The 23908-nt window shown below is 35.4% G+C and carries 30 protein-coding genes and 2 rRNA genes; 17 read left to right on the top strand and 15 right to left on the bottom strand.

The features are described from left to right. Window positions 1-35: 35 nt before the first annotated feature. The gene (locus K5782_RS02035) at window positions 36-443 is read right to left on the bottom strand and encodes a hypothetical protein (RefSeq protein ID WP_297463587.1); all 408 of its coding nucleotides are present in this window, start codon (window positions 441-443) and stop codon (window positions 36-38) included. Window positions 444-489: 46 nt separating this feature from the next. Beyond that, window positions 490-1626, bottom strand: coding sequence for a fructose-1,6-bisphosphate aldolase/phosphatase (gene fbp / locus K5782_RS02030; RefSeq protein ID WP_297463583.1), 1137 nt, complete (start codon window positions 1624-1626; stop codon window positions 490-492). 131 nt (window positions 1627-1757) lie between these two features. Here fbp and tuf point away from each other — a divergent pair, with 131 nt between their 5' ends. The 3 genes from tuf to K5782_RS02015 are packed head-to-tail and all read left to right on the top strand — an operon-like array spanning window position 1758 to window position 3609. Further along, window positions 1758-3056, top strand: a complete 1299-nt coding sequence (tuf, locus tag K5782_RS02025; protein ID WP_297463581.1) for a translation elongation factor EF-1 subunit alpha — start codon at window positions 1758-1760, stop codon at window positions 3054-3056. Window positions 3057-3067: 11 nt separating this feature from the next. Then, window positions 3068-3376 carry a 30S ribosomal protein S10 gene (rpsJ, locus tag K5782_RS02020; RefSeq protein WP_007550834.1) on the top strand — a complete coding sequence of 103 codons (309 nt, stop codon included), beginning with the start codon at window positions 3068-3070 and terminating at the stop codon, window positions 3374-3376. A 29-nt stretch (window positions 3377-3405) separates the two neighbouring features. Beyond that, window positions 3406-3609 carry an RNA polymerase Rbp10 gene (locus K5782_RS02015; RefSeq protein ID WP_366069260.1) on the top strand — a complete coding sequence of 68 codons (204 nt, stop codon included), beginning with the start codon at window positions 3406-3408 and terminating at the stop codon, window positions 3607-3609. Here the strand turns inward: K5782_RS02015 and K5782_RS02010 are convergent, their stop codons facing one another. From K5782_RS02010 to K5782_RS02000, 3 genes are all read right to left on the bottom strand, one after another. After that, window positions 3610-3807: a C2H2-type zinc finger protein gene (locus K5782_RS02010; RefSeq protein ID WP_297463578.1), complete on the bottom strand. Its 198-nt coding sequence runs from the start codon at window positions 3805-3807 to the stop codon at window positions 3610-3612. A gap of 1 nt (window position 3808) precedes the next feature. Next, window positions 3809-4219 (bottom strand): hypothetical protein, encoded by a 411-nt coding sequence (locus K5782_RS02005; RefSeq protein ID WP_297463577.1) that lies wholly within the window; start codon window positions 4217-4219, stop codon window positions 3809-3811. Window positions 4220-4330: 111 nt separating this feature from the next. Beyond that, window positions 4331-4453 (bottom strand): hypothetical protein, encoded by a 123-nt coding sequence (locus K5782_RS02000; RefSeq protein WP_007550830.1) that lies wholly within the window; start codon window positions 4451-4453, stop codon window positions 4331-4333. 75 nt (window positions 4454-4528) lie between these two features. Between K5782_RS02000 and K5782_RS01995 the strand changes: the two genes are divergently transcribed. Further along, a complete protein-coding gene (locus tag K5782_RS01995) occupies window positions 4529-5041 on the top strand; it encodes a TIGR00725 family protein (RefSeq protein ID WP_297463576.1) in 513 nt (170 codons plus the stop codon). Here the strand turns inward: K5782_RS01995 and K5782_RS01990 are convergent. Together K5782_RS01990 and K5782_RS01985 are read right to left on the bottom strand one after the other, a co-directional pair. Continuing rightward, on the bottom strand, window positions 5024-6163 hold the full coding sequence (locus K5782_RS01990; protein ID WP_297463575.1) for a 3-hydroxyacyl-CoA dehydrogenase family protein: 1140 nt from the start codon (window positions 6161-6163) through the stop codon (window positions 5024-5026). The two genes, K5782_RS01995 and K5782_RS01990, sit on opposite strands and share 18 nt — an antisense overlap. A gap of 83 nt (window positions 6164-6246) precedes the next feature. Then, complete coding sequence (locus tag K5782_RS01985) at window positions 6247-6720, bottom strand: Hsp20/alpha crystallin family protein (RefSeq protein ID WP_297463574.1); 474 nt, start codon at window positions 6718-6720, stop codon at window positions 6247-6249. A gap of 146 nt (window positions 6721-6866) precedes the next feature. On the opposite strand from K5782_RS01985, the gene K5782_RS01980 reads away from it, so the two are divergent. Continuing rightward, window positions 6867-7523 (top strand): class I SAM-dependent methyltransferase, encoded by a 657-nt coding sequence (locus K5782_RS01980; RefSeq protein ID WP_297463573.1) that lies wholly within the window; start codon window positions 6867-6869, stop codon window positions 7521-7523. Here K5782_RS01980 and K5782_RS01975 read toward each other — a convergent pair. Then, window positions 7512-8195 carry a hypothetical protein gene (locus tag K5782_RS01975; protein ID WP_297463572.1) on the bottom strand — a complete coding sequence of 228 codons (684 nt, stop codon included), beginning with the start codon at window positions 8193-8195 and terminating at the stop codon, window positions 7512-7514. The two genes, K5782_RS01980 and K5782_RS01975, sit on opposite strands and share 12 nt — an antisense overlap. A 78-nt stretch (window positions 8196-8273) precedes the next feature. Here K5782_RS01975 and K5782_RS01970 point away from each other — a divergent pair, with 78 nt between their 5' ends. The 8 genes from K5782_RS01970 (at window position 8274) to K5782_RS01935 (ending at window position 12623) form a co-directional block, all read left to right on the top strand. Beyond that, window positions 8274-8669 carry a 2-isopropylmalate synthase gene (locus K5782_RS01970; RefSeq protein ID WP_297463571.1) on the top strand — a complete coding sequence of 132 codons (396 nt, stop codon included), beginning with the start codon at window positions 8274-8276 and terminating at the stop codon, window positions 8667-8669. Window positions 8670-8774: 105 nt separating this feature from the next. Continuing rightward, window positions 8775-8948, top strand: a complete 174-nt coding sequence (locus K5782_RS01965; RefSeq protein WP_297463569.1) for a hypothetical protein — start codon at window positions 8775-8777, stop codon at window positions 8946-8948. A 216-nt stretch (window positions 8949-9164) separates the two neighbouring features. After that, a complete protein-coding gene (locus tag K5782_RS01960; protein WP_297463688.1) occupies window positions 9165-10394 on the top strand; it encodes a hypothetical protein in 1230 nt (409 codons plus the stop codon). Window positions 10395-10528: 134 nt separating this feature from the next. Next, window positions 10529-11152, top strand: coding sequence for an O-methyltransferase (locus tag K5782_RS01955; RefSeq protein WP_297463568.1), 624 nt, complete (start codon window positions 10529-10531; stop codon window positions 11150-11152). Between the two features lie 97 nt (window positions 11153-11249). Next, complete coding sequence (locus K5782_RS01950; protein WP_297463567.1) at window positions 11250-11612, top strand: DUF6659 family protein; 363 nt, start codon at window positions 11250-11252, stop codon at window positions 11610-11612. A gap of 130 nt (window positions 11613-11742) precedes the next feature. Further along, window positions 11743-11910, top strand: a complete 168-nt coding sequence (locus K5782_RS01945; protein WP_297463566.1) for a hypothetical protein — start codon at window positions 11743-11745, stop codon at window positions 11908-11910. After that, window positions 11911-12189, top strand: coding sequence for a hypothetical protein (locus tag K5782_RS01940; protein WP_297463565.1), 279 nt, complete (start codon window positions 11911-11913; stop codon window positions 12187-12189). A gap of 32 nt (window positions 12190-12221) precedes the next feature. Further along, window positions 12222-12623, top strand: coding sequence for an HIT family protein (locus K5782_RS01935; RefSeq protein WP_297463564.1), 402 nt, complete (start codon window positions 12222-12224; stop codon window positions 12621-12623). A 2-nt stretch (window positions 12624-12625) separates the two neighbouring features. Here the strand turns inward: K5782_RS01935 and K5782_RS01930 are convergent, their stop codons facing one another. The 4 genes from K5782_RS01930 to K5782_RS01915 are packed head-to-tail and all read right to left on the bottom strand — an operon-like array spanning window position 12626 to window position 14551. Beyond that, window positions 12626-13300 carry a DnaJ domain-containing protein gene (locus K5782_RS01930; RefSeq protein ID WP_297463562.1) on the bottom strand — a complete coding sequence of 225 codons (675 nt, stop codon included), beginning with the start codon at window positions 13298-13300 and terminating at the stop codon, window positions 12626-12628. Window positions 13301-13359: 59 nt separating this feature from the next. Continuing rightward, window positions 13360-13722: a cupin domain-containing protein gene (locus K5782_RS01925; RefSeq protein ID WP_297463561.1), complete on the bottom strand. Its 363-nt coding sequence runs from the start codon at window positions 13720-13722 to the stop codon at window positions 13360-13362. 9 nt (window positions 13723-13731) lie between these two features. Beyond that, a complete protein-coding gene (locus K5782_RS01920; protein ID WP_297463560.1) occupies window positions 13732-14184 on the bottom strand; it encodes a cupin domain-containing protein in 453 nt (150 codons plus the stop codon). Between the two features lies 1 nt (window position 14185). Then, the gene (locus K5782_RS01915) at window positions 14186-14551 is read right to left on the bottom strand and encodes an SHOCT domain-containing protein (RefSeq protein ID WP_297463559.1); all 366 of its coding nucleotides are present in this window, start codon (window positions 14549-14551) and stop codon (window positions 14186-14188) included. A gap of 95 nt (window positions 14552-14646) precedes the next feature. On the opposite strand from K5782_RS01915, the gene K5782_RS01910 reads away from it, so the two are divergent. Beyond that, window positions 14647-15354, top strand: coding sequence for a hypothetical protein (locus tag K5782_RS01910; protein WP_297463557.1), 708 nt, complete (start codon window positions 14647-14649; stop codon window positions 15352-15354). Between the two features lie 9 nt (window positions 15355-15363). Here the strand turns inward: K5782_RS01910 and K5782_RS01905 are convergent, their stop codons facing one another. Further along, window positions 15364-16185: a tetratricopeptide repeat protein gene (locus K5782_RS01905; RefSeq protein WP_297463556.1), complete on the bottom strand. Its 822-nt coding sequence runs from the start codon at window positions 16183-16185 to the stop codon at window positions 15364-15366. A 45-nt stretch (window positions 16186-16230) separates the two neighbouring features. After that, entirely contained in the window at window positions 16231-17529 is a 1299-nt protein-coding gene (locus K5782_RS01900) for an aminotransferase class III-fold pyridoxal phosphate-dependent enzyme (protein WP_297463555.1), read from the bottom strand. A 380-nt stretch (window positions 17530-17909) separates the two neighbouring features. On the opposite strand from K5782_RS01900, the gene K5782_RS01895 reads away from it, so the two are divergent. From K5782_RS01895 to K5782_RS01885, 3 genes are all read left to right on the top strand, one after another. Further along, window positions 17910-19380, top strand: a 16S ribosomal RNA gene (locus K5782_RS01895). Window positions 19381-19529: 149 nt separating this feature from the next. Next, window positions 19530-22525, top strand: a 23S ribosomal RNA gene (locus K5782_RS01890). The 16S and 23S rRNA genes sit together here, the layout of an rRNA operon. Window positions 22526-22749: 224 nt before the next feature. Beyond that, window positions 22750-23178, top strand: coding sequence for a hypothetical protein (locus K5782_RS01885; protein WP_297463554.1), 429 nt, complete (start codon window positions 22750-22752; stop codon window positions 23176-23178). A 218-nt stretch (window positions 23179-23396) separates the two neighbouring features. Here K5782_RS01885 and K5782_RS01880 read toward each other — a convergent pair whose 3' ends face one another. Continuing rightward, the gene (locus K5782_RS01880; protein WP_297463553.1) at window positions 23397-23894 is read right to left on the bottom strand and encodes an RDD family protein; all 498 of its coding nucleotides are present in this window, start codon (window positions 23892-23894) and stop codon (window positions 23397-23399) included. Window positions 23895-23908 lie beyond the last annotated feature (14 nt).

Here is a 23908-nt window from a genome sequence, read left to right as displayed (position 1 = left end):
TCATCCTGAATAAAAGTCTGAATCTTGTATGGTTTTTAGATATATCTGAAAATAGTTGGTTTGTCTGTTTTTGAAAGCTTTGATACCATTGCAAAATTGTATAACGGGTATTCTTTTTTGTACTGTTTCATAAAACTCCATGCTACATCATGCGTTTTGAATTCTGTACGAATATCTTGTATCTTGCTTATCTGCCCATACACGTCAAACACCACTATTGAATAGTTTTTTGGACGATTATGTGGTCTTGCTTTTAAAAACCATGTAAGTGCAAACAAAAAGACAGTTGCTAAAATTATTGTCTCTCCGGCATATTTGAAAAATGTCATAAATGTTGCAGGTATAGTTTGTCCAAATAATACTGCCATAAAGTTTGAAAATGAGATAACTGCAATTGCCGTGAAAATATATGTCTTCCAATCAAACACTTTCAAGATTTGCATGGGTGATTTTGATACGCTCTGATTTGTATTAACCCTTTCTGATTATTTAATCTGGGTCTTCGTAATTTTCTTTCTTTTCGGACTTTGATATTGTGTCATCAATTGGAACCATCTTGGTTTCTAGTATATCCATTCTTGCTCTATATCCTTCGGCATATTCTAATTCTGATGGAACAAGTGTTGCTGGATGAATGAATCCTTGACTTCTCATTGCAAGTGCTTTTTTTGTTGCGATCTCTCTGACATAATCCCAATCAGGAGTTGAAAATCCATCAAATGGGCCCGTAAACTTTCCATCATGCATGCTAAAGACTAGTGCCTCTACAATTGGAATGCAAAAATTGATCGATGCTGCAGAATTTAGTTTTACTGGCATCAATGGCATGTTGTGACTTCCTCTTGTATTGCCTGCAACATAATGTGGATTGTTAAATACACTTCCTACTTCTTCAGTCGCTGGAAAATTCTTTTGTGTTCTAATCAGTAATATTGGATCATCTTTTCCTACATAAGTTCCTGCAATGTTGTGTAGTCTGTCAGTTGATGCTGCAAGTATCGGTTCTCCTTGCTTTGTAGTTACTGTTGAAACAACATATCTTCCTGGATACATCAACGCTGCTTCGATAGTTGGTTTGTCTTCCCACAAAGATAATTTTGCAATCTTACCTTCTTCAACATCCATTACATTAATTATCACTCCACTTGCAAGTGACTTGTTTACGATCAAACCTGTGTTACTTAAACTATCTACAAACATTCTGTAAATTGGATAATTAAATGCGCCTGGTTCTGTTTTATCTGCAGCAAAAACTGTAAATGCTTCATTTGGTCTTTCTTCAAATTCCATTTCTGCAACACCTGGACCCATTCCTTTTACATTTCCTGAAAATGAATCCTTTAGAAGATCTTGTCCTGCTCCGTAAAGTCCTTCTTGCTTTGCAACTTGAGTACCTGCCATAAATGCATCCCATGCAAGTTTGTGAATTTTATCATTATCAATTCCATGTTTATGTGACATGACAATGTGGACATCGTCTCCACAATATCCAATATAGTGGTCAATTAGTAAATCTCCAGAATTTTTGACAGTTTTTCTAACTGCTTCTATTAGTGCATCACTTGGTCTAGTATGTCCGCCGATTCCTCCTACATCAGCTTTGATAACTGAAACTGTAATTTTCATAACTTCTCTGTTTTTCCCTTTGATTTATGTGTAATTTTTTATTTTTTTTTGATCTGAAAAATCTAGAAAAATTTCTATATTTTTTTCAAAAATTCATAACAGTAATAAATCCCCTCCAACACGGATGTCATATGGCAGTTAAACCACACTTGAACCTGATTGTTACAGGTCATATTGATAATGGAAAATCAACAACTATGGGTCATTTCTTAATGGATCTCGGTGTTGTAGATGATAGAACTATTGCAGCACACGCAGCCGAATCCGAGAAGACCGGAAAAGGTGATACTTTCAAGTACGCTTGGGTTATGGATAATATTAAAGATGAAAGAGAAAGAGGAATTACAATTGATCTTGCTTTCCAAAAATTTGAGACACCAAAATACTTCTTTACATTAATTGATGCACCTGGTCACAGGGACTTTATCAAAAACATGATTACTGGTGCTTCTGAAGCAGATGCTGCTATTCTAGTACTTTCTGCAAAAGAAGGTGAAACTGATACTGCAATTGCTGCAGGCGGTCAAGCAAGAGAACATGCATTTTTGCTTAAAACACTAGGTGTGGGCCAAATCATTGTTGCAATTAACAAAATGGATGCAGTCGAATACAAAGAGGTAGCATACAAAGCAGCAAAAGAAAAAGGCGAAAAACTAGTCAGATCTGTCGGTTATAAATTAGAAAATGTACCATTCATTCCAGTTTCTGGATGGAAGGGCGATAACTTGGTTAAAAAATCTGAAAACATGCCATGGTATACTGGAAAGACACTCATTCAAGCATTTGATGACTTTACAGTAGCTGAAAAACCAATTGGTAAACCACTACGTGTTCCAATTCAAGACGTCTACACAATTACTGGTGTAGGTACTGTACCTGTAGGTAGAGTTGAAACTGGTATCATGAAAGCAGGACAAAAAATTATTGTAATGCCTTCTGGTGCACTTGGTGAAATCAAATCAATTGAAACTCACCATACTGAAATGCCAACTGCAGAAGCAGGTGACAACATTGGATTCAACCTCAGAGGTATTGAAAAGAAAGATATCAAAAGAGGGGATGTACTTGGAACTCCTGATGCACCACCAAAGGTTGCAAAAGAATTCAAAGCACAAATTATTGTTATTCATCACCCAACTGCAATTGCACCTGGTTACACTCCAGTAATGCACTGTCACACTTCACAAGTAGCAGCAACTGTAACTGAATTCTTACAAAGAATTAATCCAGCTACAGGAGCAGTTGAAGAAGAAAATCCAAAGTTCCTTAAAGTTGGTGATGCAGCAATTGTAAAAATTAGACCTGTAAGACCAACTTGCATAGAAACTTTCCAAGAATTTCCTGAAATGGGTAGATTTGCACTACGAGACATGGGTGCAACTATTGCAGCAGGAATTGTTAAGGAAATTACTGAAGAGTACAAACCATAGGTTGAGTTGCTATGACTCAAACTGCTCGTGTCAAATTAACAAGCATAAGTCTTCCTAAACTTGATGGTGTTTGTAATGAGATCATGGGTATTGGTAAAAAGACCGGTGTTAAAGTTAAAGGTCCAACTCCGCTTCCTGTTAAAAAATTACATGTTGCAACAAGAAAATCCCCATGTGGCAGCGGAACTGAGACATATGAAAAATGGGAGATGAAAATGCATCGAAGAATAATTAACATTAATGCCGATGATAAAGCAATACGACAATTAATGAGACTGAAAATCCCTGATGATGTTTACATTGAATTATCTCTGACTTAATCTGGTATCCTTAAATTATAGAAATTTTGATGATAAATATGGCCGAAGAAAATTTTGAAACAGTTGAAGAAACTCCTATTGAAACATTTGATGTAATCTATTCATGTCTACGATGTGGAACTAACGTCTCAAATACAGAGCTATCTAGATTACCTGAAATAAAATGCATTTGTGGATTTAGAGTATTTACTAAGGTAAGACCGCCTGTAGTAAAAACAGTAAAGGCAATTTAATTATCTGTCTTTTTTGTAACTATGTTCTCTTTGTAAATGAGTTCTCATATCTTCCATATTTGAAAAATATTTTTTACATTCTTTACAATCGTATTGTAGATCTTTTCCATGTACAATCTGCTTATGATTCATCAATTCTTCTTGATGAGAAAATTTTCTATTACAAATATCGCATGCAAATTTCTTAAAAAACCCCATTTTATCCCAGTTCTGCTTTTTTATCGTCCCAACATTTTCTACAAAGTTGACCTTCAATCTTCCATTTACTTTTTGGATTATGTCTGATAAACCCCATAGTTGTCCCACATATTGCACAAAATTTCTTTTTTATATCAAATGATTTTTCTTTATTGTCAAAACATTCTTTGCACAACAATCCTTCCATATCCCACTGCCATCTTGGTTCCCATAACTCTGAGATTATCTTTGTAGTTCCGCACAAAACACATGCTTGTCTGACTTTTCCTTCATAGAATTCCTTTGATTTCTCAAAATGACAGTCTCCGCAAAGTCTTCCTTTGATGTTCCATTCTCTTTTTGGTTTATGTTTGTGTGTAAGCTCCTTATTGCAAATACTACAATATGTTGGCTTTCTACTTAGTAATCCCACACCACATGTTATAATTGAAATAATTTAAGTTAATACAGAATTCATCTGTCTAATTAAAGCCTAAAACCATGTCATTTTGGATTAAATAAAAACAAAAAATGACGAAAATAATTAACTGCTTAAGATCTTTTCAAGAGCTTGACTTGTATTTAGCATACCGTTTCTCTTGGCAAATTCTTCGATCATTTTGTATTGTTTTGCTGTAAAACAAACTGGCATTGAACGTTTTTCCATGACTGATTTGTATTTTATTATTTAATATCTTTTGCGTTAGGAAAGTATTAGATGGTGAATAATTGAATCATTTTATTGATAAAGAAAACCCAGATTTTGGTAATTGGTCATAATGATAATGGCTGTACTCCCGCACATGAAAAAATTGCATATGAAATTGGGTGTGAAGTAGCAAAATCTAATTGTGTTTTAATGACTGGTGGATTGGGCGGTGTGATGAAAGCAGCAGCTAAGGGTTCTCATGACTCCAATGGTCTAACTGTTGGAATAATTCCTCAAGATGATCCGTCCTATGCAAATGAATTTTGTGACATTGTGATTCCAAGTGGTATGGGGCTTACAAGAGATTTTCTAACTGCGTTATCTGCTGATGGAATAATAATAGTCGGTGGAGGCTCTGGAACATTATCTGAGATTTGCGCCGCATATATGCACAAAAAACCTATGGTTGCAATCAGAAATACAGGTGGGGCTGCAGATAAATTCATTGACGGATATGTTGATCATAGAAAAAACGTCAAAATTATTGGTGTTGACACTGCAAAAGATGCTGTAAAGAAAGTTCTTGAATTATTGCATAGCAATTAGCAACGGATCTGGCTCGTAAAATTTACCGTGTTTTGTTGCTAACTGTTTTAATTCATTTACAATGTTTTTAATTCCTATTTCTTTTGCTGTCTCAAAGAGTGGTTTTTTTAATCCTAATCCAAGAAATGCAGCTTTTTCAATTTCTTCAATATCACTTGCTTTGTTAGAAACAAGCCAAGCTGCATTGTTTAAAATATTTGCAACAAGTTGAATTGGATTGCATTTTTGTGCCATCTCTTCAGATAATGCAACACGTTCATATTTATCGTCCGAGTATTTGTAAAATCCTTCCCCTGATTTTTGACCAAGTTTTTTTGCATCAAACATTTTTTCAATTGTCGGATGTGGTAAAATCACTTTTTTATCTCTAAGATACATCTCTGTAGTTGCCTTGTGTATTACATCCATTCCAGTAAAGTCAGCTAGCTCAAAAATCCCCATTGGAAAACCAAGCTTAAATTTTACCGCCGAATCAATTTCAGTCATTGTTGCTCCGGTTCTGTCCATCATGTAACATGCTTCATGAACCATTGGAATGAATAATCTATTGATAATAAAACCTGGAACATCTCGTCTGCAAATTACCGATTCTTTTTTTACAGATTTTACATATTCTAAAGTTAAATCAACTATGTCATGTGATGTTTTTTCACCTGGAATCACTTCTACTAATTTCATTAATTGAGGTGGATTAAAAAAATGAATTCCGATGAATTTGTCTGGACGCGATGTCGTGTTTGCGATTTCTGTAATTGGTAAAGTGCTTGTATTTGATGCAAATATTACATCTTTGTCTGCAACTGAATCTAGTTCTGCATAGACTTTTTTCTTTAAATCCATAATTTCTGGAACTACCTCGATAACTAATTGTGCATTTTTTACAGCATCTGCAAGATTTACAACCGGTGTTATTCTTGAATAAATAGCATCTGCCTCTTGTTGTGTTATTTTTCCTTTAGTTGCTAATTTGTCTAAACTCCATTTGATCTTCTCCATTGCTTTATCTAAAAATCCCTGTTCGATATCTCTTAGAACTACGTTGTATCCTGCAGTAGCTGAAACTTGTGCAATACCATGACCCATAATTCCAGAACCTAATACTGTGATGTTTTTGAGATTCATCAGACTTTTTTAAAATCAATTATCCTTTATAATGTATTACTCTGGATTTCTACCGAATCATTCAATTAAAAAATAAGAAAAAACTACTGTACGTTTACAGCTTTTTTCTTTGGTGTGGGTGTTGGTTTACTTTTTGGCAATACTATGTCTAACACTCCATCTGTTAGTTTTGTTTTTACTTTGTTTGGAACTATCTTCTCCGAGAGAGGAATTGTTTGATAGTATGACATGCTGTGTCTTTCTTTTCTTAGATAGTTCTTTTTCTTTTCTTCTTCTTCTTTATGTTCTCCGGTAACCTCAATTGAGTTTTCAGTTACATTGAGCTTTATCTCATTTTTTTGAATTCCAGGAGTGTCCATTTTTACTCTGAATTGATTTCCTTCATCAATGATATCGCAAGAGGTATGGTTCATTTTTGGCATGGATATTGAGGGGAATGACAAAAACGCTTTTTCCATTTCCTGTCTTAGGTTATCAATTGACTTGTTAATGTCAAACCAATTTGATGTTAGAGTTGTTCTGGAACTTGTTTTGGCAGGTTTTTTTGATTTCGCCATGGTTGTATTTTGTATGCCTAATTTAACAAATTATTGCAAATTTTCAAGTTTGATAATGACTTTGATCTTTTTTAATTTACTCTTAATGCATATACGTCACATGGATCTATGTCTTATGATTGTCAATTTATTTTCCGAAAAATCTCGTGTCAAAATTTTTTACAAATACGGCTGGTTCATATGATAAAATTGTTAGATATGCAACATTTGGTAAAGATCTACTCTGGAAAAGACATATTCTTAATAAAATTCATGGGAACTCTATCTTAGATTTGGCATGTGGTACTGGAATATTGACTAGAATGATAGCACAAAAATTTCAAGATGCCACTATAGTAGGGGTTGACATTACTCCTAGTTATCTTGATGTTGCAAAATCCAATTCTAAATCATTTAAAAATATTCTATTTCTTCATCAAGATGCAGAAGTCCTCAAAATTGAACAAAAATTTGATTCAATTGTGTCGTCTTACATTCCAAAATATTGTGATGCACAAACATTAATCAAAAAATGCATTTTACACTTAAATCCAAACGGAGTAATAATCTTACATGATTTCACATATCCTAAAAATATTTTCATTCGTTATTTATGGAATAGTTATTTTGTTTTATTACATTTTATTGGATATTTCATCCCAACTTGGCATGATGCATTTGTTGAACTTCCAAAACTAATTCGTTCAAGTAATTGGCTTGGCGATTATGTTTCTGTTATGAAAAAGTATGGTTTAGATGTAGATATTGAATACATGACGCTCAATTCATGTGCAGTGATAATAGGACAAAAATTAAACTCGTAAAATAAAAAACAAAATAGTTCCTGATAACACAACTAATGTGATGATTTTTAAAACATTTTCTTTATTTTTGATTTTACTAATTTCAATTTCATCTTTTTTGAGTTCTTTGTATTTTCTAGATGTTGTTATTAGAACATAAGTTACCCCTGCAGAAATACAGCTTAAAATTATTGTCTCAATTGAAATTGAGTTTGATTGTATTGCAGACCCTGCAAACACTGGTAAAATTCCCCAAGATATTATGGTTGATATATTGTTGTGAAATTTTCCACCAAAAAGTTCTAGATTATATGCAAACAGAAAAAATCCTTCAATTATTCCTATGGGGAATAATAATGGGGAATCCAAAAATGCATAATATAGTCCAATAGTAAATACAATTACAAGTGATGATATTGCAATTGATGTTATTTTTCTTTTTGGTAGTGGCCCCCAAGGTTTAGTTTTTCCACATACCGCATCAAGAAAGTGAGCTGCTACCCCCACTGCAAGAAAATAGATTATCCCTATTGAAACTATTCTGTCAAGAGTAAAATCAGTTACAAGTGACCCCCATAATGCAAAACATGTAACAATGGCAGTATAAGGTAAAAACAACATTCCAATTCCAATTCTAAAGTTTTTTGGACCAATCTTTGGAACAAACCATTCTGAGGTTCTGTCTTGTTGCATGTATCTTGATATTCTTTGTTGTTTATATGATGACTTGTAATCAGACTTGTTTTATACTAAAAATTATATTTCTAAATTATGAAGAAATATAAAAAATACATTACAAAGGGAATTAATGAACCATTATCAAAAATTCCGTTCCATCAAAAAACATCTATTAAACGTATTTCTATGTTGAGTCAAAAAATTATCCCTGAATCCAAAATTCATACTGCAGTTCATTTTGTTAATGTATCTGATAAAAAAATATCAAAATACAGTTGTTTGCATAAGCATGATGTGGATGAAGTAAATTTGATCCTTTCACATGATGATAAACTAGTTTATGAAATTCAATTAGATGATGAAATCTATAAGGTTAGCTCCCCTACAACAATCTTTATCCCAAAAGGCGTGAATCATAGGGCTGATGCTATCTCTGGAAAAGGAATTTTCGTTTGTTTGATATTATCTAACAAATACAAAACATCATAAATTTCAAATTTCTATCATTTGAAATTATGTTTTAAATTCAAAATAAAGGCATGCCACAAACACGACACTATTGACAAATATCTTTTTGATTTAATAATTTTGAAAATGCAACAAATACAATATGTTGAAAATAGCCACTCCGAGGCTACAGAAAATCTGGTTGAAAGTCTCCCAGTAAAAGAGGAAGAAAAACTTCACTTGAATATTGTTTCAAGACAAAATATTTGTGCTCTTGACATGATGGGATTATCTTGGATTTTTGAGGATGATTACTCTTGATTCAAAAAATATTATTTTGTATCTCTAGTACTATGAGAAAAAATGGTCATATGAATTTTAATTCTGATATACTTGAGCAATTCAAATGACTTTAATTTTTGATGATATCAAATTGAGACCACTTAAATATTATCATAACTTAAAAATATCATGTTTGTAAAAAAATTTAATTTATTTTTAATATTTTTATTATTTTCTGTTTCAATGCTTATGATGGTGCCTAGTTTGCAAGATTCATTTGCAGATATTCTTTCTTTAAAAAAACAGATCAATCTGGGTATCTCTTCTGATGATCTAACATGTGACAGTGGAATGTTCAAAGTAATTCGTGAACGAACAAATTCTATTGCATGTGTAAAAACTGATAATGTTTTAAAGCTTGTATCAAAAGGCTGGGCAAAACCAGTTGATGAAACACTTTTGAACGCTCAATCTTCTCAAGACGACTTTGTTTTGGGAACGATAAATAAATTGTATGTAGAACCAATAAAGACTCAATTTGGAAAGGTATCTCCAAAATATGCTGTATCTGGGTATGATGTTGCATTTGAAATATGTTCGTCGTCTCAAAAGATCTACGTTCCTGATATTTTGATAAAATCTGATAGTGAGACACAACGCTATGAGATACCCGAAACAGTTGAGCCAAATACCTGCATTATCAGTGCTACTTTTATCAAAGCAACTGATCCAAATACTATAAAAATTACTTTACTAAACCAGGGCGATATTTCAAAGACCCTGTCTGATTTAGAAGCAAAGGTATTATCTTTGCAACAAGAACTTGATACTGCAAGAAAATTATTAGGTACCAAATCGGCTCCAGATGTTACTCAAACTGCAAAGATAACTGAACTTAGAAAGCAACTAAATGAAACCAAAGAAGATCTTTACAGGTTGTACTTTGCTGTATATGCAGTACCCCAAGAAAAATATGATGTTCAAAAATTATCCTTTACTGGTACTCCGATTGAAGACCAATCCGCAACTTTAGTAATGGCAAAAAAAGCACTTACTGGTGAGAATACATATGATGCGGTCTTTGAAGCATGTGCAGGTAAAACAACAGTAAAACTTCCTGTTATTTCAGTAACTTCTGATATGGAAACCATCAATGTCAAATTAGGTGATAAAATCGCTCCAAATACATGTCAGATGTCTTCTGTAAAGATATTGTCTGGAAATCTAACATCAATCAAGGCAGCTCCTGCTGGAAATGCAGAATCTAATTCTAAAATCACTGATATAGAAAATCAATTAACTAAACTTCAAAACGATATTGTAAGTGAAAGAAATATGTTGCGCTCTATTACTCATGACCCAAATAAACCATCAAATTATAATGAGCAGATAGAAATGCATACTGCCAATATTATTGATTTACGAGGTCAGATTGGAGCCTTGAAAGCACAATTAAATGAAATATTGTATAAAACATATGGATAGAAAATAATTAAATTTTTTCTATTTGTCATTTAACTACATTGTAGATTTGTTTCTCACTTAACATTGATAATATCTTCCTTAGTGTTATTGATTGGTTCATACTATTAAATTCAGGTTATGTGTAATGTTTATTATTGGATAAAAAAATTGCCCGAGTTTTGCATTCATTGGAAAAAAGATCAAAATATGAAGAAAAAAACTATAAAAAAATTTCACATGATCAAAGAATACTCGCAATTACTAAAGATACTGGAATTTTTTATAACATTCTTCTTAAAACCCACAAACCAAAAAAAATACTTGAAATAGGTACTTCTTTTGGTTACTCTACTTTGTGGTTTGCTAATGCAATCATTGGAAAAAACTCAAAAATAATTACTATAGAGCAAAATCCATACAAAATAAACATTGCACAAAAAAACTTTCGTAAAGCAGGTGTATCTAAAATGATTGAAATCAAAGAGGGTACAGCTAAAAACGTTTTATTAGAATTGAAAAAATCTGTAAAATCTAATTCTAAAAATTATTTTGATTTTGTATTTATTGATGCCGATAAAGAACTGTATTCAATTTATTTTGATATCTGCTTATCAATGTTAAAAAAAGATGGTATAATTGCTGCAGACAACATACTTTATCCAATACGATTTAAAAAATATATAAAAAAATATCTTAACCACATTCATGGAATTCCCTCTATTGAATCTATTACCGTTCCAATTGGAAATGGACAAGAAATATCTTTTAAGACAAAATAGCAAAAATTAATCCAATTTATGAAATATCTCAAATAGGTTTATGCCTATATTTTTTTAAAACTAAACCTCTAATACTTAGAAAGAAATAGTATCTTTGTTGAATTACGAAAATTTTTGCTCAGAAATTTTAGATTCAAATCCGAAAATTAGATTTGCAACTGTTTATGACCAATGGGCTGTTCGTGTTGGTGGCGGTTTACGTAAGGGTTTGACAAGTATTCTTTCTGAACACAAAGAAAATGAATTGGTTACCTTGGCTATTTTAGACTGGCAATCAAGAAAGGAAGTGTCAAAATGGCTTGGTAAAACAAAATACACGTTGGCTGAATATGATGAGGTTAAACGTTTTTCGCTTTATTTGGGTGATGATCATTTACTTTTAGTAAGTGCAGAAAAAGAAGTGGATACTGATAAAGTAGTAGACACAATTATCAAACTTTACTACAAAAATCTAAACTAAAATTTAATTATTCATTTTATAATGTTTCAAACTCACTGTTGCCAAAAAATTTTTAATGATAACTGTTTTCTAAAGTTAAAATTATAAAAAGACCGTATCGTTTTTAATGTATTTCAAATATTGAATAATTATGGGTCTATTCAAACGAAATAAAGACAATGGAAATGAAACCAAATGCAATGTATGTGGTTTAGAGTTACATGATCCAGAACGACTAAAGAGACACACAAAAAAGGCACATGGTAATATTCCTGAAAAGAAGCTTGATCCAAATTCTGGCGCAGGCGGTACTTGGTAGTTGGAATTTACATATAGCCAAAAAATGGGTTTTATTTTTGGTGGAGCCTTTGTTGTTGCCGCTTTAGTTTTATCTACAATTGTTTTTCCATTTTGGAATTTAATACGAGAAGACGTTTTTGAAGAAGTAATTATTTTGAATAATGACCAAGGTACGTGTTATGTTGAAACAAAAGATATGATTCCTAAAAAAATTCAAAAATGTGAATTACAGGCAGGAGATAAAACAACGATAAAGTTTGGAAGAGGACTCGCTTGGGCTACTATTGTTCAACCATAGAAGTTAATATTTTGTTTATTTGTTAATAGGATATGGATTGTATATTTTGTAAAATAATTTCTAGAGTAATTCCTGCAAAAATTATTCAAGAGACTAGTCATTCTATTGCATTTTTGGACGCTTTTCCACTTGCAAAAGGACATACTTTGATAATCCCAAAAAATCATCACATGAAAATCCAAGACATGAGTCATGAGGAAAATTCTGATTTATTTTCACTTGTACACAAAGTGCTCTCAAAAGTTGATAAATTAACTGGTTCAACACTTGTAGCAGTTCATAATGGTAAAGATGCCGGACAAGAGATTCCGCATGTTCATGTGCATCTAGTTCCTCGTACTCACGGTGATTCTGCAGGACCAATTCATTGTATGTTTAAAACTGTAAAATTTTCTGATTATGAAATTGAAGAAATTTATGATAAATTAAAATAATTCTAATAAGGAAATAATCTTTCTTTTGTATCTACATTTTCTACAATTATTGCTTTAGTTGGACATGTTTCTGCCGCATTCATTATTTTATTAATTCCTGCACCTTTTGGATTAATAACTGACGATTTTGGATTTGATCTTGAATTTCTATTAATTGAAAACACATCAGGAGCAATCATTTCGCAACTACAACATCCTATGCACAAACTTTTATCAACATTCACAAAGAGATTTGGTTGTTTTTCAGGCTCTTTAGCTTTTTCATACTCTCCTTGTTTTCCATCTGAGCGTACACGTGCATTGTATTCTTCCCAGAATTTTTTTTCATACTCTCTCCAAAAAGTGGGATCTCCTTCTTCAAACTCCCTAGTGTATCTACTCCAGTCTTCCTCTGGTATTTTTCCACCCGGCGGTGCTCCCCATTGCGATTTTCTTTCAAAATTAGTTTTGTTATTTGAATCTGTGAATTTTTCTTTAGAATTATTGTTATCTTCTGTAGTGTTTTTCTTCAAATAATTATATGCCTCTGTAATTTTTTTAAATTCAATTCCTTCTTTTTCGCTAATATTTTTGTCTGGATGATATTCTAGAGCTAATTTTCTATATGCTAATTTCACGTCCTCCATTGATGAATCTGATTTTATATTTAGTGTTCTGAGGGCTTGAAATCTATTCAATAATTCTAAGGATATCTTTTATCTTAAAAACAATTTCATACGATTTATCGTTTTTATGTTTATTCTAAGACGGTTTCATCTTCTGGTTTCCATGCTGGTTCTACTATGCATAAAAATCGTAGATTTACGGTTCCTGTATTTTCTATGTATTGCTTTGATGATGGCGGTACATAAACAGAATCATCTTTTTTTACTTGATGTCTTTCATCATCGATCATCAGTGTAGCTTCTCCTTCTAAAATAAAGTAAATTTCTGAGGATTTTATCTTGTGTAAGATGGTTTTTTTCCCAGGTTCTAATGTGAAATGAGCTAAGCTATACCCAATACCATTTAGTGTATTGTGTGGATGAAAGTATTGTTTTATCTTTGATCCTTCACTGCCTGGAATTTCTTCAATTTCAGAACTTTTTCTAACTGACATTTTGGATGTTCATATTTTTTTTGTGACTTTTGTCTTAAAGTCTGATTCATACCATGCCGTTTTATACTCTGAATTTTTAGCTGGTAGGATATTGATTGCAATGTGCGAAAACATCTTTTTACTAGTTGCTCCATGCGTGTGAAGTGTATTTGATGGAATGTATACAACATCGCCTTCATTGAGGCTAATTTTTTCAATCTTTTTGATTTTAAATTCTGTTTTCTTTGTCCCGTATTTTCTAAACATCTCAAGGCTGCCTGCTCCTTTGGTAACTATTAGTATTTGATTTCCATTATGAGAGTGAATCTTTGTTTTTGCTCCATTTTCAAAATAGACATGGTAGATATCTTGTTCTTTAGATTTGATTTTTGAAGAAATATCTTTCATGTGAACTTTATTTGTAAACCAATTTGGATTGATTTTTCTTTTATCTCCTTTAGAGTTTATGTTTGATTTTTTCATATTATATTCTCGATAAAATTTTCTTTTTCTTTTCTTGAAATTCTTTTTCTGTTAATACTCCTGCTTTTCGTAGTTCTCCTAATTTTTCTAATGTTGCTAACTCTTCATTGGTTTTAATCGTGGCCTGTTTAACTGCAGCAATGCTTTCATTAATTTTTTTAATTCCTTTTGTTGTGATTTCTGCTTTTTCTTTAATTGCTCTATTTCTGAGTTCATTACTTGTCTTTTTTGCTTGATTTGCAGCCATTCCTCCAAATTCTACGGCGTCATCTAAAGCCTCATCGGCTCTCTTGATTCCTTCATCTATTGCTCTGTCAGCTTTTTTTAGAAATCTTTCAATGCGTCCCACTTTCTTTTCTGTGACCATACAATGTATGGTCTTTTCAAATGTAATATATTTTTCCTAAGCGTTGAATTTTACAATTGATTTAATAGCGACAACGCTCTAAATTTTATGGAATTTTGACTGAAAACAAATATGATATTAAAACAATAGTTCTAAAAAAAATTATTGATGAAAAAGAAGCATCAGTAATAATTGAAGATAAAAAAACTTCACTATTTAAAAAATTGTTAAAAAAACCTAGCCCAGAAGAAGTTCATGTTCAGTCTCTTACTCTTTGTTACGAAAGCATATTGAAAATTTCTGGGAGATATGTTGCTGATTATTTTAGAAAGTCAACTCATATTATTTCTGTGGATTCTAATGTCAAGGAAGTTGTTCTTGGAGGTGGTATTTTTCCAATTGAATCAAAATCTACTCTTAGAAAGGCATTTGTTGGAAATCGTGGAAAAAACAAGATTGAACTTCCATTGGAAGAACATGTGTTTATCGAAGAAGAAGGTGAAGTTACTTTTGATCATCATGGTAGAGAGATAAAATTTCAATTTACGATTAATTCTAAAACTGTCGAGAATTATCCTCAGCAAATATTGAAATCTAATTCTTCTACTACTAAAAAACCCGAAATAACATATGATGTTGCTGTTGAACAACTAAAAATCATTCTAAAAAAACCATTAGAGCAAGATATACGTAATCTAAATGATAAATTTACTCTAAATACTATCTCAGAAATTTACATTCCGATATTTGAAGCTCGGTTAGTAGGTCCAAACAAAAAAATTGAAATATTTCGAATCGACGCGGTTAGAAACAAAATTTTGTAAATAATTTTTTTATAATTTCACAAGTGCTCTAAACTTGTCATTTGTGTGCAATTGGGTAAATGCTTTTTCTTCTTTAGCCCATGCCCTAATTGTTTTGGGGTTTTTTGAGATTGCTTGTTTTAGCAATTCTAATGATTCCGGAAACATTCCTAGAGATGCCTTGCTTCTTGATTTTGCATATATAATATTTACATTATCTTTGTGCTTTGATAGGATTTGATCAAATATCTCAATTGCTTTCACATGTTTTCCTATTTCTGCTAATTCTATTCCTTTATGAAACAATGCATCCATATGAGTTGGGTTTTTTCTGTATACGTTTTCAAAACAATTCAAGGCTTCCTCATGCCTCTTTAATTTACCCAAAATGATTCCTTTGTAAAACTGGGCATTTGGTTTACTTGGTGATACTTGTATTGCCTTTTCAAAACAATTCAAGGCTTCCTCATGTTCTTGTAATTTGTCAAGCAAAACTCCTTTGTTAAAATATGATGGCCCGTATTTTGGGTCTACTTCAATTGCTTTATCATAACACTCTGATGCTCCTTGTATATTTCCTAATTCGGCCATTGCTATTCCTTTATTGTTAATTGCTGCTGCATCTTTGGGGTTAATTTCTAATAGTAAATCAAAGCAAGTTACTGCATCGCTGTATTTTTTGATTTGATTTAATGCAAGTCCTTTATTGTATAATGCAGATATATTTTTTGGATCTTGTTTTAATATTTTAGTAAATATTTGAATTGCTCCTTTTGGCTGATTTTTTTCAAGTAAAGACATCGCATTGTACATCATGTCTTCAGTATCTTCTTTTGAACCAAACAAGCCCATGATTAATTATGAGATATCGTAGTAATGAAAGTTTAGATTGCTTTTTTATTCCTGAAAGTTCTCAGTTGCATTGATCATTTTCTTTATATCTTCTTTGGTGTGTGCATTGGATATGGCACCAAGTTTTCCTGGTAAAAAGAATATTCCGTCATGAGCAATCATTTTAAAGTGATATTTGTTTAGTAATGTTGTATTGCACTTTGCAGCATGAGACGAATTGATGACCTCTGTAACTCCATCTTTTACAAAATGAGTCATAAATAACGACCCTTTACCTGTAACAATTACCTTTCCGTCAAATACCTTCGTTAGTTCTTTTCTTACCATATCTCCTAACAAATTTATTTTTGAATAAATTGTTTTTCCAGATTTTAGTTCTGTTAATGTGGCAAATCCAGAAGTCATTGACATTGGGTTTGCAGAAAATGTTCCTCCTCCAATATAGCTTCGTTCTGTTTTTTTCTTCCCCTTTGTGTTAGAGTGTTCCATTATCTCTTTTTTACCACACATAACTCCAATTGGCATTCCACCACCTACAATTTTTCCTAATGTTACAATATCCGGATCAAGATTCATTGTAGGATACAAACATCCAAATCTAAATCTGAATCCTGTAACGATCTCATCTAAAATAAATAACGAATTATTCTTTTTACAAAACTCTTGTACTCCTTTAAGATAATCTGCATTTGCTGGAATGCATCCTCCGCCTCCTAATACTGGTTCTATGATTACCCCTGCCAAATCATTTGAAACTTTTTTTAAAATTTCAAGTGATTTTTCTAAATTATTAAATGGTATTGATACTATTTTTTCTTCGTTTACTACACCGGTACTTTCTGATTCTGTAAATGGCCAATTCACACTTTTTAGTAAATCAGATGTATATCCATGCCACCCCCCATCTATTTTTACAATGATCTTTTTTCCAGTTACAGAGCGCGCTAGTCTTACTGCATACATTGTAGCTTCAGTACCAGATGTGACGTAACGAATTTTTTCAGCTACTGGAACTGCTTTTGAAATTAACTCTGATAACTTGACGGTTTGCTCATTTACAGTGCCATACATCCAACTTTTTTCAATCTGTTTTTTCACTGCATCTTTTACAGGTTTTGGTCCATGGCCTAAAATCAAACTCCAGTGACCCATCCAATAATCTGTATACTTGTTATTATCAACATCCTCTAGATTTTTTCCAGCCGATGACTTTACAACAAATGGATATGGTTCAAAAAATCTAATATTGTGACTTACTCCATTTACATGAAATTTTAAAGACTTGTCAAAGAGTTTTGATGATCCTTTTGTTTTTTTCTTGTATTCTGAAATGTAATCTGTCAAAAGTTAATCTTTGATGCCATTTCATCAATTTTAACTATCAATATTTGTACTAAATTAACCGTTTTTTGTGAATGTTTTGTCCTTGAGAGGGATATGAAATTTAATTTATTATCCTTTTTACAAAAATAAACTGAGATCAGAAATTATTTTAGGCATGGTTTATATGGATTTGTAATTCTTCTGTTTCTGCATACGTAAAGCAATAGGCGGCGCTTGTGATGAAAGCATGGTATTATACCATTTTGTGATTCATGGGCCTCCATTTACGCATACAAAATGAGGATCTGATCAACTGATCAAATCTGAAATGTGAAGATTATGTGCATCCGTCAATTCCAATTATAGTACAATGTGTACTTCAATAATCAAGTAAAAGAAAGAATCCGGTTGATCCTGCCGGACCTGACTGCTATCGGATTGATACTAAGCCATGCGAGTCATTGTAGCAATACAAGGCAGACGGCTCAGTAACGCGTAGTCAATCTACCCTATGGACGGGAATAACCTCGGGAAACTGAGAATAATGCCCGACAGAACATTATACCTGGAACGGTTTATGTTTCAAATGATTTATCGCCGTAGGATGGGACTGCGGCCTATCAGTTTGTTGGTGAGGTAATGGCCCACCAAGACTATTACAGGTACGGGCTCTGAGAGGAGTAGCCCGGAGATGGGTACTGAGACACGGACCCAGGCCCTATGGGGCGCAGCAGGCGAGAAAACTTTGCAATGTGCGAAAGCACGACAAGGTTAATCCGAGTGGTTTCTGCTAAAGAAACCTTTTGCTAGTCCTAGAAACACTAGTGAATAAGGGGTGGGCAAGTTCTGGTGTCAGCCGCCGCGGTAAAACCAGCACCTCAAGTGGTCAGGATGATTATTGGGCCTAAAGCATCCGTAGCTCGTTTTGTAAGTTTTCGGTTAAATCCATACGCTTAACGTATGGGCTGCCGGGAATACTGCATAACTAGGAAGTGGGAGAGGTAGACGGTACTCGGTAGGAAGGGGTAAAATCCTTTGATCTATTGATGACCACCTGTGGCGAAGGCGGTCTACCAGAACACGTTCGACGGTGAGGGATGAAAGCTGGGGGAGCAAACCGGATTAGATACCCGGGTAGTCCCAGCTGTAAACTATGCAAACTCAGTGATGCATTGGCTTGTGGCCAATGCAGTGCTGCAGGGAAGCCGTTAAGTTTGCCGCCTGGGAAGTACGTACGCAAGTATGAAACTTAAAGGAATTGGCGGGGGAGCACCACAAGGGGTGAAGCCTGCGGTTCAATTGGAGTCAACGCCAGAAATCTTACCCGGAGAGACAGCAGAATGAAGGTCAAGCTGAAGACTTTACCAGACAAGCTGAGAGGTGGTGCATGGCCGTCGCCAGCTCGTGCCGTGAGATGTCCTGTTAAGTCAGGTAACGAGCGAGATCCCTGCCTCTAGTTGCCACCATTACTCTCAGGAGTAGTGGGGCGAATTAGCGGGACCGCCGCAGTTAATGCGGAGGAAGGAAGGGGCCACGGCAGGTCAGTATGCCCCGAAACTCTGGGGCCACACGCGGGCTGCAATGGTAGTGACAATTGGTTCCGAATCCGAAAGGAGGAGGTAATCCCTAAACGCTACCACAGTTATGACTGAGGGCTGCAACTCGCCCTCACGAATATGGAATCCCTAGTAACTGCGTGTCATTATCGCGCGGTGAATACGTCCCTGCTCCTTGCACACACCGCCCGTCGTTTCATTGAAGTTTGCTTTTAGCGAGGTGACGTCTGATTGGCGTTATCGAACTTGAGGTAAGTGACAAGGGAAAAGTCGTAACAAGGTGACCGTAGGGGAACCTGCGGTCGGATCACCTCCTTAGACAAGTGAATGTGCCGGGTGCACATAATCTTCGCAAAATCATCGATGCAATGCATCACGAAAGTGATGTATGAAGGATGTAGCAGGTTCCTCTTACCGGAGGACTTGCAATGATCGTCGTGCATAGTCGTGTAATATGTGGCTGAATTTGCCGGTGTAAAGACGCCAATAGGTGGATTGCTAGGCTTGAGGAGAGAAGAAGGACGTGGCAAGCTGCGATAAGCTCGGGGTAGGCGCACGCATCCTATGATCCCGAGATGTCCGAATGAGAATCTTACACATAGTGTATTCCGTTACAATGGTGATGGAAGTCGAACCGTGGGAATTGAAGCATCTTAGTACCACGAGGAAAAGAAATCAATTGAGATTTCCCAAGTAGAGGCGATCGAAAAGGAAAGAGCCCAAACTGAATCCTTCGGGAGATGTGGTGTTTTGGTATGATAATATGGAATCCTGGAACACAGCTGAAATGATCTGAAAAGTTCTGGCACAGAGGGTGATACCCCCTTAAGCGAAATGGAAAAGGTCCTATTCATACCCGAGTAATTGTCCTTGGTAGTGGGCAATGAATATGGGTGAAAGTAGCATCCGAGGCTAAATATCTCTCAAGACCGATAGTGTACTAGTACCGTGAGGGAAAGCTGAAAAGTACCCCGGAAGGGGGATGAAAAGTGCATGAAACCTATTGGTTACAGACGTGCGTGGCATGAAAGGTGATTTTTTCATACTGGAGGTTCTAGCAATAGAGCTGAAGGTTTGATGTTTTAATCATCAGTGTCACGCGTTCCGTCTCGAATCACGGGCCAGGGAGCTAACTGTCATGGCAAGCTTAAACCTTCAATGGTGTAGGCGAAGGGAAACCGAGTTCTCGCAACTTCGCAAGAAGTGAGGAGAAGCGTGTGAAAGTGCGTTGAGTCATGGCAGCTAGGCTAGAAGCCAGACGATCTATTCCTGAGCTAGACGAAGGCGGGCGAAAGCCCGCTGGAGGTCTTAAGACGTTCTGACGTGCAAATCGTTGTTGTGACTTGGGAATAGGGGTCAAAAACCAATCTAGTCTGGCGCTCGCTAGTTCCAACCGAAGCGTCTCGCAGGGCGTGCTTTGTGGAGATAGTGTTTCCGGTAGAGCACTGATAGGGGGGCGCGGGGAAGAAATTCCTCACCCTCCATTCAAACTCCGAACGGATACACATCGTAGAAGCAAGGACACGGGTTCGTGTGGCGTAAGGCTCACGACCGAAAGGGGTTTAACCCAAACTGAAGTTAAGGTCCCTAAATTTTTGCTAAGTGTCAAGCCAAAGAGCGTGTTCCCGCCAAGACAGCAGGGAGGTATGCTCAGAAGCAGCAATCCTTTAAAAAGTGTGTAACAACTTACCTGCCGAGGGGGGATGCCTCAAAAATGTACGGGGCTAAAGCAAAATACCGATACTTTAGATAATTATCAGTAGATGATTCATGGTAGGTTGGCGTAGTGATTGGGTCGAAGCAGGGCGGTGACGTCCTGTGGACCGATTTCTATTGCAGATCCTGGTGGCAGTAACAGCATAGTATAGTGAGAATCTATACCACCGCAAGCGCAAGGGTTTCCAGGCAATGCGTTATCAGCCTGGAGGTAGTCGATCCTAAGGTTTACCTCAACAGAGTAAATCGAATGGGAAACTGGTTAATATTCCAGTACCTTGCACAGAGCGTTTGAGCTATAAGGTTAGCTTTCGGATAGGGGTTGTACAACTATCGTTGTATCTAACTGTTCTAGGAATAGGGAGTGTCGTAATGACGAGAACTGTTCCGAGGCAGGAGTGGCTTCGCGTTAGCGGAGTTTTCTTGATTCCAAGAGACCATGAAAGACCATGTAGTTAGCAATGTGCAAGCTCGTACCGAGAACCGACACAGGTGCGCTAGCTTAGAAAGCTAAGGTGCTACGAGTATACCGTATGGCGAGGGAATTCGGCAAATTAGTCCTGTAGCTTAGGTATAAGGGATGCCTGCAATCTTCATGAGGAATGGGGATCGCAGGTTACAATGACAAGGGGGTTCCGACTGTTTAATAAAAACACAGGCGACTGCTAGTCCGAAAGGATTTGTATAGTCGCTGAATCCTGGCCGGTGCCGGTACCTAAAACTTGGGTTCAACCGAGCTAAGGGCCGGTTAACGCCGGGAGTAACTCTGACTCTCTTAAGGTAGCCAAATGCCTTGTCGGGTAAGTTCCGACGCGCATGAATGGAACAACGAGAGCCCCACTGTCCCCGCCTACAACTCGGTGAAGCCACATAAGGAGGACGAACAGTCCTTCATCTTCCATCGGGGAGAGAAGACCCCGTGGAGTTTTACTGCAGCTTGTGCTTGTGGTATAGTAAAAATTGCACAGGGTATCTGGGAGCCATGCTTAACATTCTCCGGGATGTTGAGAAGCAACGATGTAACACCAGACTCTTTTTGCAGTACCACTTATCCAGAGAAGACTGGAGACACGTGCAGGTGGGCAGTTCGGCTGGGGCGGCACCCCTTTGAAAAGATATCAAAGGGGCCCAAAGTTTAGTTCAAACGGGGCAGAAATCCGTTGAAGAGGGCAAAGCCAAAAACTAGACTGAATGGATTTCCAAACGCACGGAATTCATAGACGAAAGTCTGGCTTAGCGATCCTTCGTGTGCCCACTATTGGGGCCCGGAGGTGACAGAAAAATTACCCCAGGGATAACAGGCTCGTCGCGGGCGAGAGCTCCTATCGACCCCGCGGTTTGGTACCTCGATGTCGGCTTTTCCTATCCTGGTCCTGCAGCAGGGGCCAAGGGTGTGGCTGCTCGCCAATTAAAAGGGAACATGAGCTGGGTTTAGACCGTCGTGAGACAGGTCGGTCTCTGCCTGATGGAAGCGTGGATGTCTGAGGGGAAGTTACTCCGAGTACGAGAGGAACAGAGTAGCGTGGCCACTGGTTTACCGGTTGTCTGATAAGGCAGGCCGGGCAGCTAAGCCATTTGGGCTAAGTGCTGAAAGCATCTAAGCACGAATCCCATCCCGAGACAAGACATCCTTTCGTAAGATGAAGGTCGGCAGCAGAAGACTGCGTTGATAGGAAGGTGGTGTAGATCACAAGCTTCGGCGAGTGGTGAGCCAGCCTTTACTAACAGACCAACACATCGGTTCAGCCACTTACATAGAGACTATGCACGATGAATTCATTTTAGAATTCACAAAAATAATACACGACATGTACGATGATTTTATTTTAAATCACTCTAGCAAATGCTATGCAGTTTGATTTTTTATATTTCCTTAGCGAATGCTTTACACGATTTTAAGAAAGTAATCTAAAAGTATTAGATTCATAATTATCATAAATCTTAAATTATACTCTCATTACGTACCTTTGTGAATAATTCTTTTACTTTGTTTGTGTTATTATCGGTACTTATTACTGGAATTATGGTTTTTCCTTCTTCATTTGCAGATGATCATGTAAATGGAACTGCAAATAATGGTACTTCTACTAACTCTACATCTACAGAAGAAAATGTTGTTGTAGATGATGAGATGGAATTTGAAATGACCGGTGATGAAGAAATGACAGACGATGAAGAACTTTTGGATAATGAGCAAGTCATGGAAGATGAAGAAGAAACAATGGAAGATGTAGTTCCATCTATTCTTTCACCATTAAAACAAATCAAAGAAGGTATTGCACCCGAAAACATAGTCTGCAAAGAAGGTTTAGAACTTATTTTCAAAATTAGTGGACAGCCGGCATGCATTCAAGCAACAAGTGTTGAAAAATTGATTGCTTGGGGTTGGGCCCAATAATCATTTAATCTATTGATTTCGTTATAATTACACTTGTTAATGTGTCCATATTTTTGAATTTTGATGGTGTTTTATTCTTCAAATTCTATGTCTTTTTCTAATTCTTTAGGAAGCCCAACCCACCATTTTAGATTCTCAGACATTCAAAATACACAGATCTAAAGTTGGTAATAGATCTAATGGTTAATTCTAGAAAACAATTGTATAATAAAAAATGACTAAATTCCATCTTTTTTGTATTTGATATTTACATCATCATTTTTTTCATTATTTTTTATTTTTATTACTATTGTATCGCCAATTTTATTGAAGATTCTTTGACGTTTTTCATTTGTAAATATTAATCCTAAAACCACATCTATTGGAATGAGAAACGTTTTTCCAAAACTACTGATTACAACACTTTTCAAATCTGCTTGCTTTCCATACAAATTTGTTACTTTAACATTTAAGATCTTTTTTCCAATTGATTGTCCCGTTTTATATTCTAAAATTGTCCAATATGCAAAAAATATTATGCTAGTCTGAACATATTGTGTTGTTTCTGCCCACATCCATTTCTCATTTATTTCAAAATCAATTTTTCCAAACAATGTAAACATGATGAGTGTAGAAATCATAGTAATTATCAAAAAATCAATTAACCATGCAAAAAACCTATCACTCCACTTTGCAATCATAATTTCTGAAATATTTCCTGAATTTGATTTACTCATTTACTAACTATCTT

The organism is Nitrosarchaeum sp. (assembly GCF_025699065.1).
Taxonomy (GTDB): Archaea; Thermoproteota; Nitrososphaeria; order Nitrososphaerales; family Nitrosopumilaceae; genus Nitrosarchaeum.
The sequence above is the reverse complement of the archived record's forward strand: the minus strand, read 5'-3'. Positions and strand labels throughout refer to the sequence as shown.

Excerpts from the sequence above, each read along its gene's own strand:
- K5782_RS02035 (WP_297463587.1), bottom strand. The coding sequence starts at position 443 with ATGCAAATCTTGAAAGTGTTTGATTGGAAGACATATATTTTCACGGCA.
- fbp (WP_297463583.1), bottom strand. The coding sequence starts at position 1,626 with ATGAAAATTACAGTTTCAGTTATCAAAGCTGATGTAGGAGGAATCGGC.
- tuf (WP_297463581.1), top strand. The coding sequence starts at position 1,758 with ATGGCAGTTAAACCACACTTGAACCTGATTGTTACAGGTCATATTGAT.
- rpsJ (WP_007550834.1), top strand. The coding sequence starts at position 3,068 with ATGACTCAAACTGCTCGTGTCAAATTAACAAGCATAAGTCTTCCTAAA.
- K5782_RS02015 (WP_366069260.1), top strand. The coding sequence starts at position 3,406 with ATGATAAATATGGCCGAAGAAAATTTTGAAACAGTTGAAGAAACTCCT.
- K5782_RS02010 (WP_297463578.1), bottom strand. The coding sequence starts at position 3,807 with ATGGGGTTTTTTAAGAAATTTGCATGCGATATTTGTAATAGAAAATTT.
- K5782_RS02000 (WP_007550830.1), bottom strand. The coding sequence starts at position 4,453 with ATGGAAAAACGTTCAATGCCAGTTTGTTTTACAGCAAAACAATACAAA.
- K5782_RS01990 (WP_297463575.1), bottom strand. The coding sequence starts at position 6,163 with ATGAATCTCAAAAACATCACAGTATTAGGTTCTGGAATTATGGGTCAT.
- K5782_RS01985 (WP_297463574.1), bottom strand. The coding sequence starts at position 6,720 with ATGGCGAAATCAAAAAAACCTGCCAAAACAAGTTCCAGAACAACTCTA.
- K5782_RS01975 (WP_297463572.1), bottom strand. The coding sequence starts at position 8,195 with ATGCAACAAGACAGAACCTCAGAATGGTTTGTTCCAAAGATTGGTCCA.
- K5782_RS01970 (WP_297463571.1), top strand. The coding sequence starts at position 8,274 with ATGAAGAAATATAAAAAATACATTACAAAGGGAATTAATGAACCATTA.
- K5782_RS01965 (WP_297463569.1), top strand. The coding sequence starts at position 8,775 with ATGCAACAAATACAATATGTTGAAAATAGCCACTCCGAGGCTACAGAA.
- K5782_RS01945 (WP_297463566.1), top strand. The coding sequence starts at position 11,743 with ATGGGTCTATTCAAACGAAATAAAGACAATGGAAATGAAACCAAATGC.
- K5782_RS01935 (WP_297463564.1), top strand. The coding sequence starts at position 12,222 with ATGGATTGTATATTTTGTAAAATAATTTCTAGAGTAATTCCTGCAAAA.
- K5782_RS01925 (WP_297463561.1), bottom strand. The coding sequence starts at position 13,722 with ATGTCAGTTAGAAAAAGTTCTGAAATTGAAGAAATTCCAGGCAGTGAA.
- K5782_RS01920 (WP_297463560.1), bottom strand. The coding sequence starts at position 14,184 with ATGAAAAAATCAAACATAAACTCTAAAGGAGATAAAAGAAAAATCAAT.
- K5782_RS01915 (WP_297463559.1), bottom strand. The coding sequence starts at position 14,551 with ATGGTCACAGAAAAGAAAGTGGGACGCATTGAAAGATTTCTAAAAAAA.
- K5782_RS01905 (WP_297463556.1), bottom strand. The coding sequence starts at position 16,185 with ATGGGCTTGTTTGGTTCAAAAGAAGATACTGAAGACATGATGTACAAT.
- K5782_RS01880 (WP_297463553.1), bottom strand. The coding sequence starts at position 23,894 with ATGAGTAAATCAAATTCAGGAAATATTTCAGAAATTATGATTGCAAAG.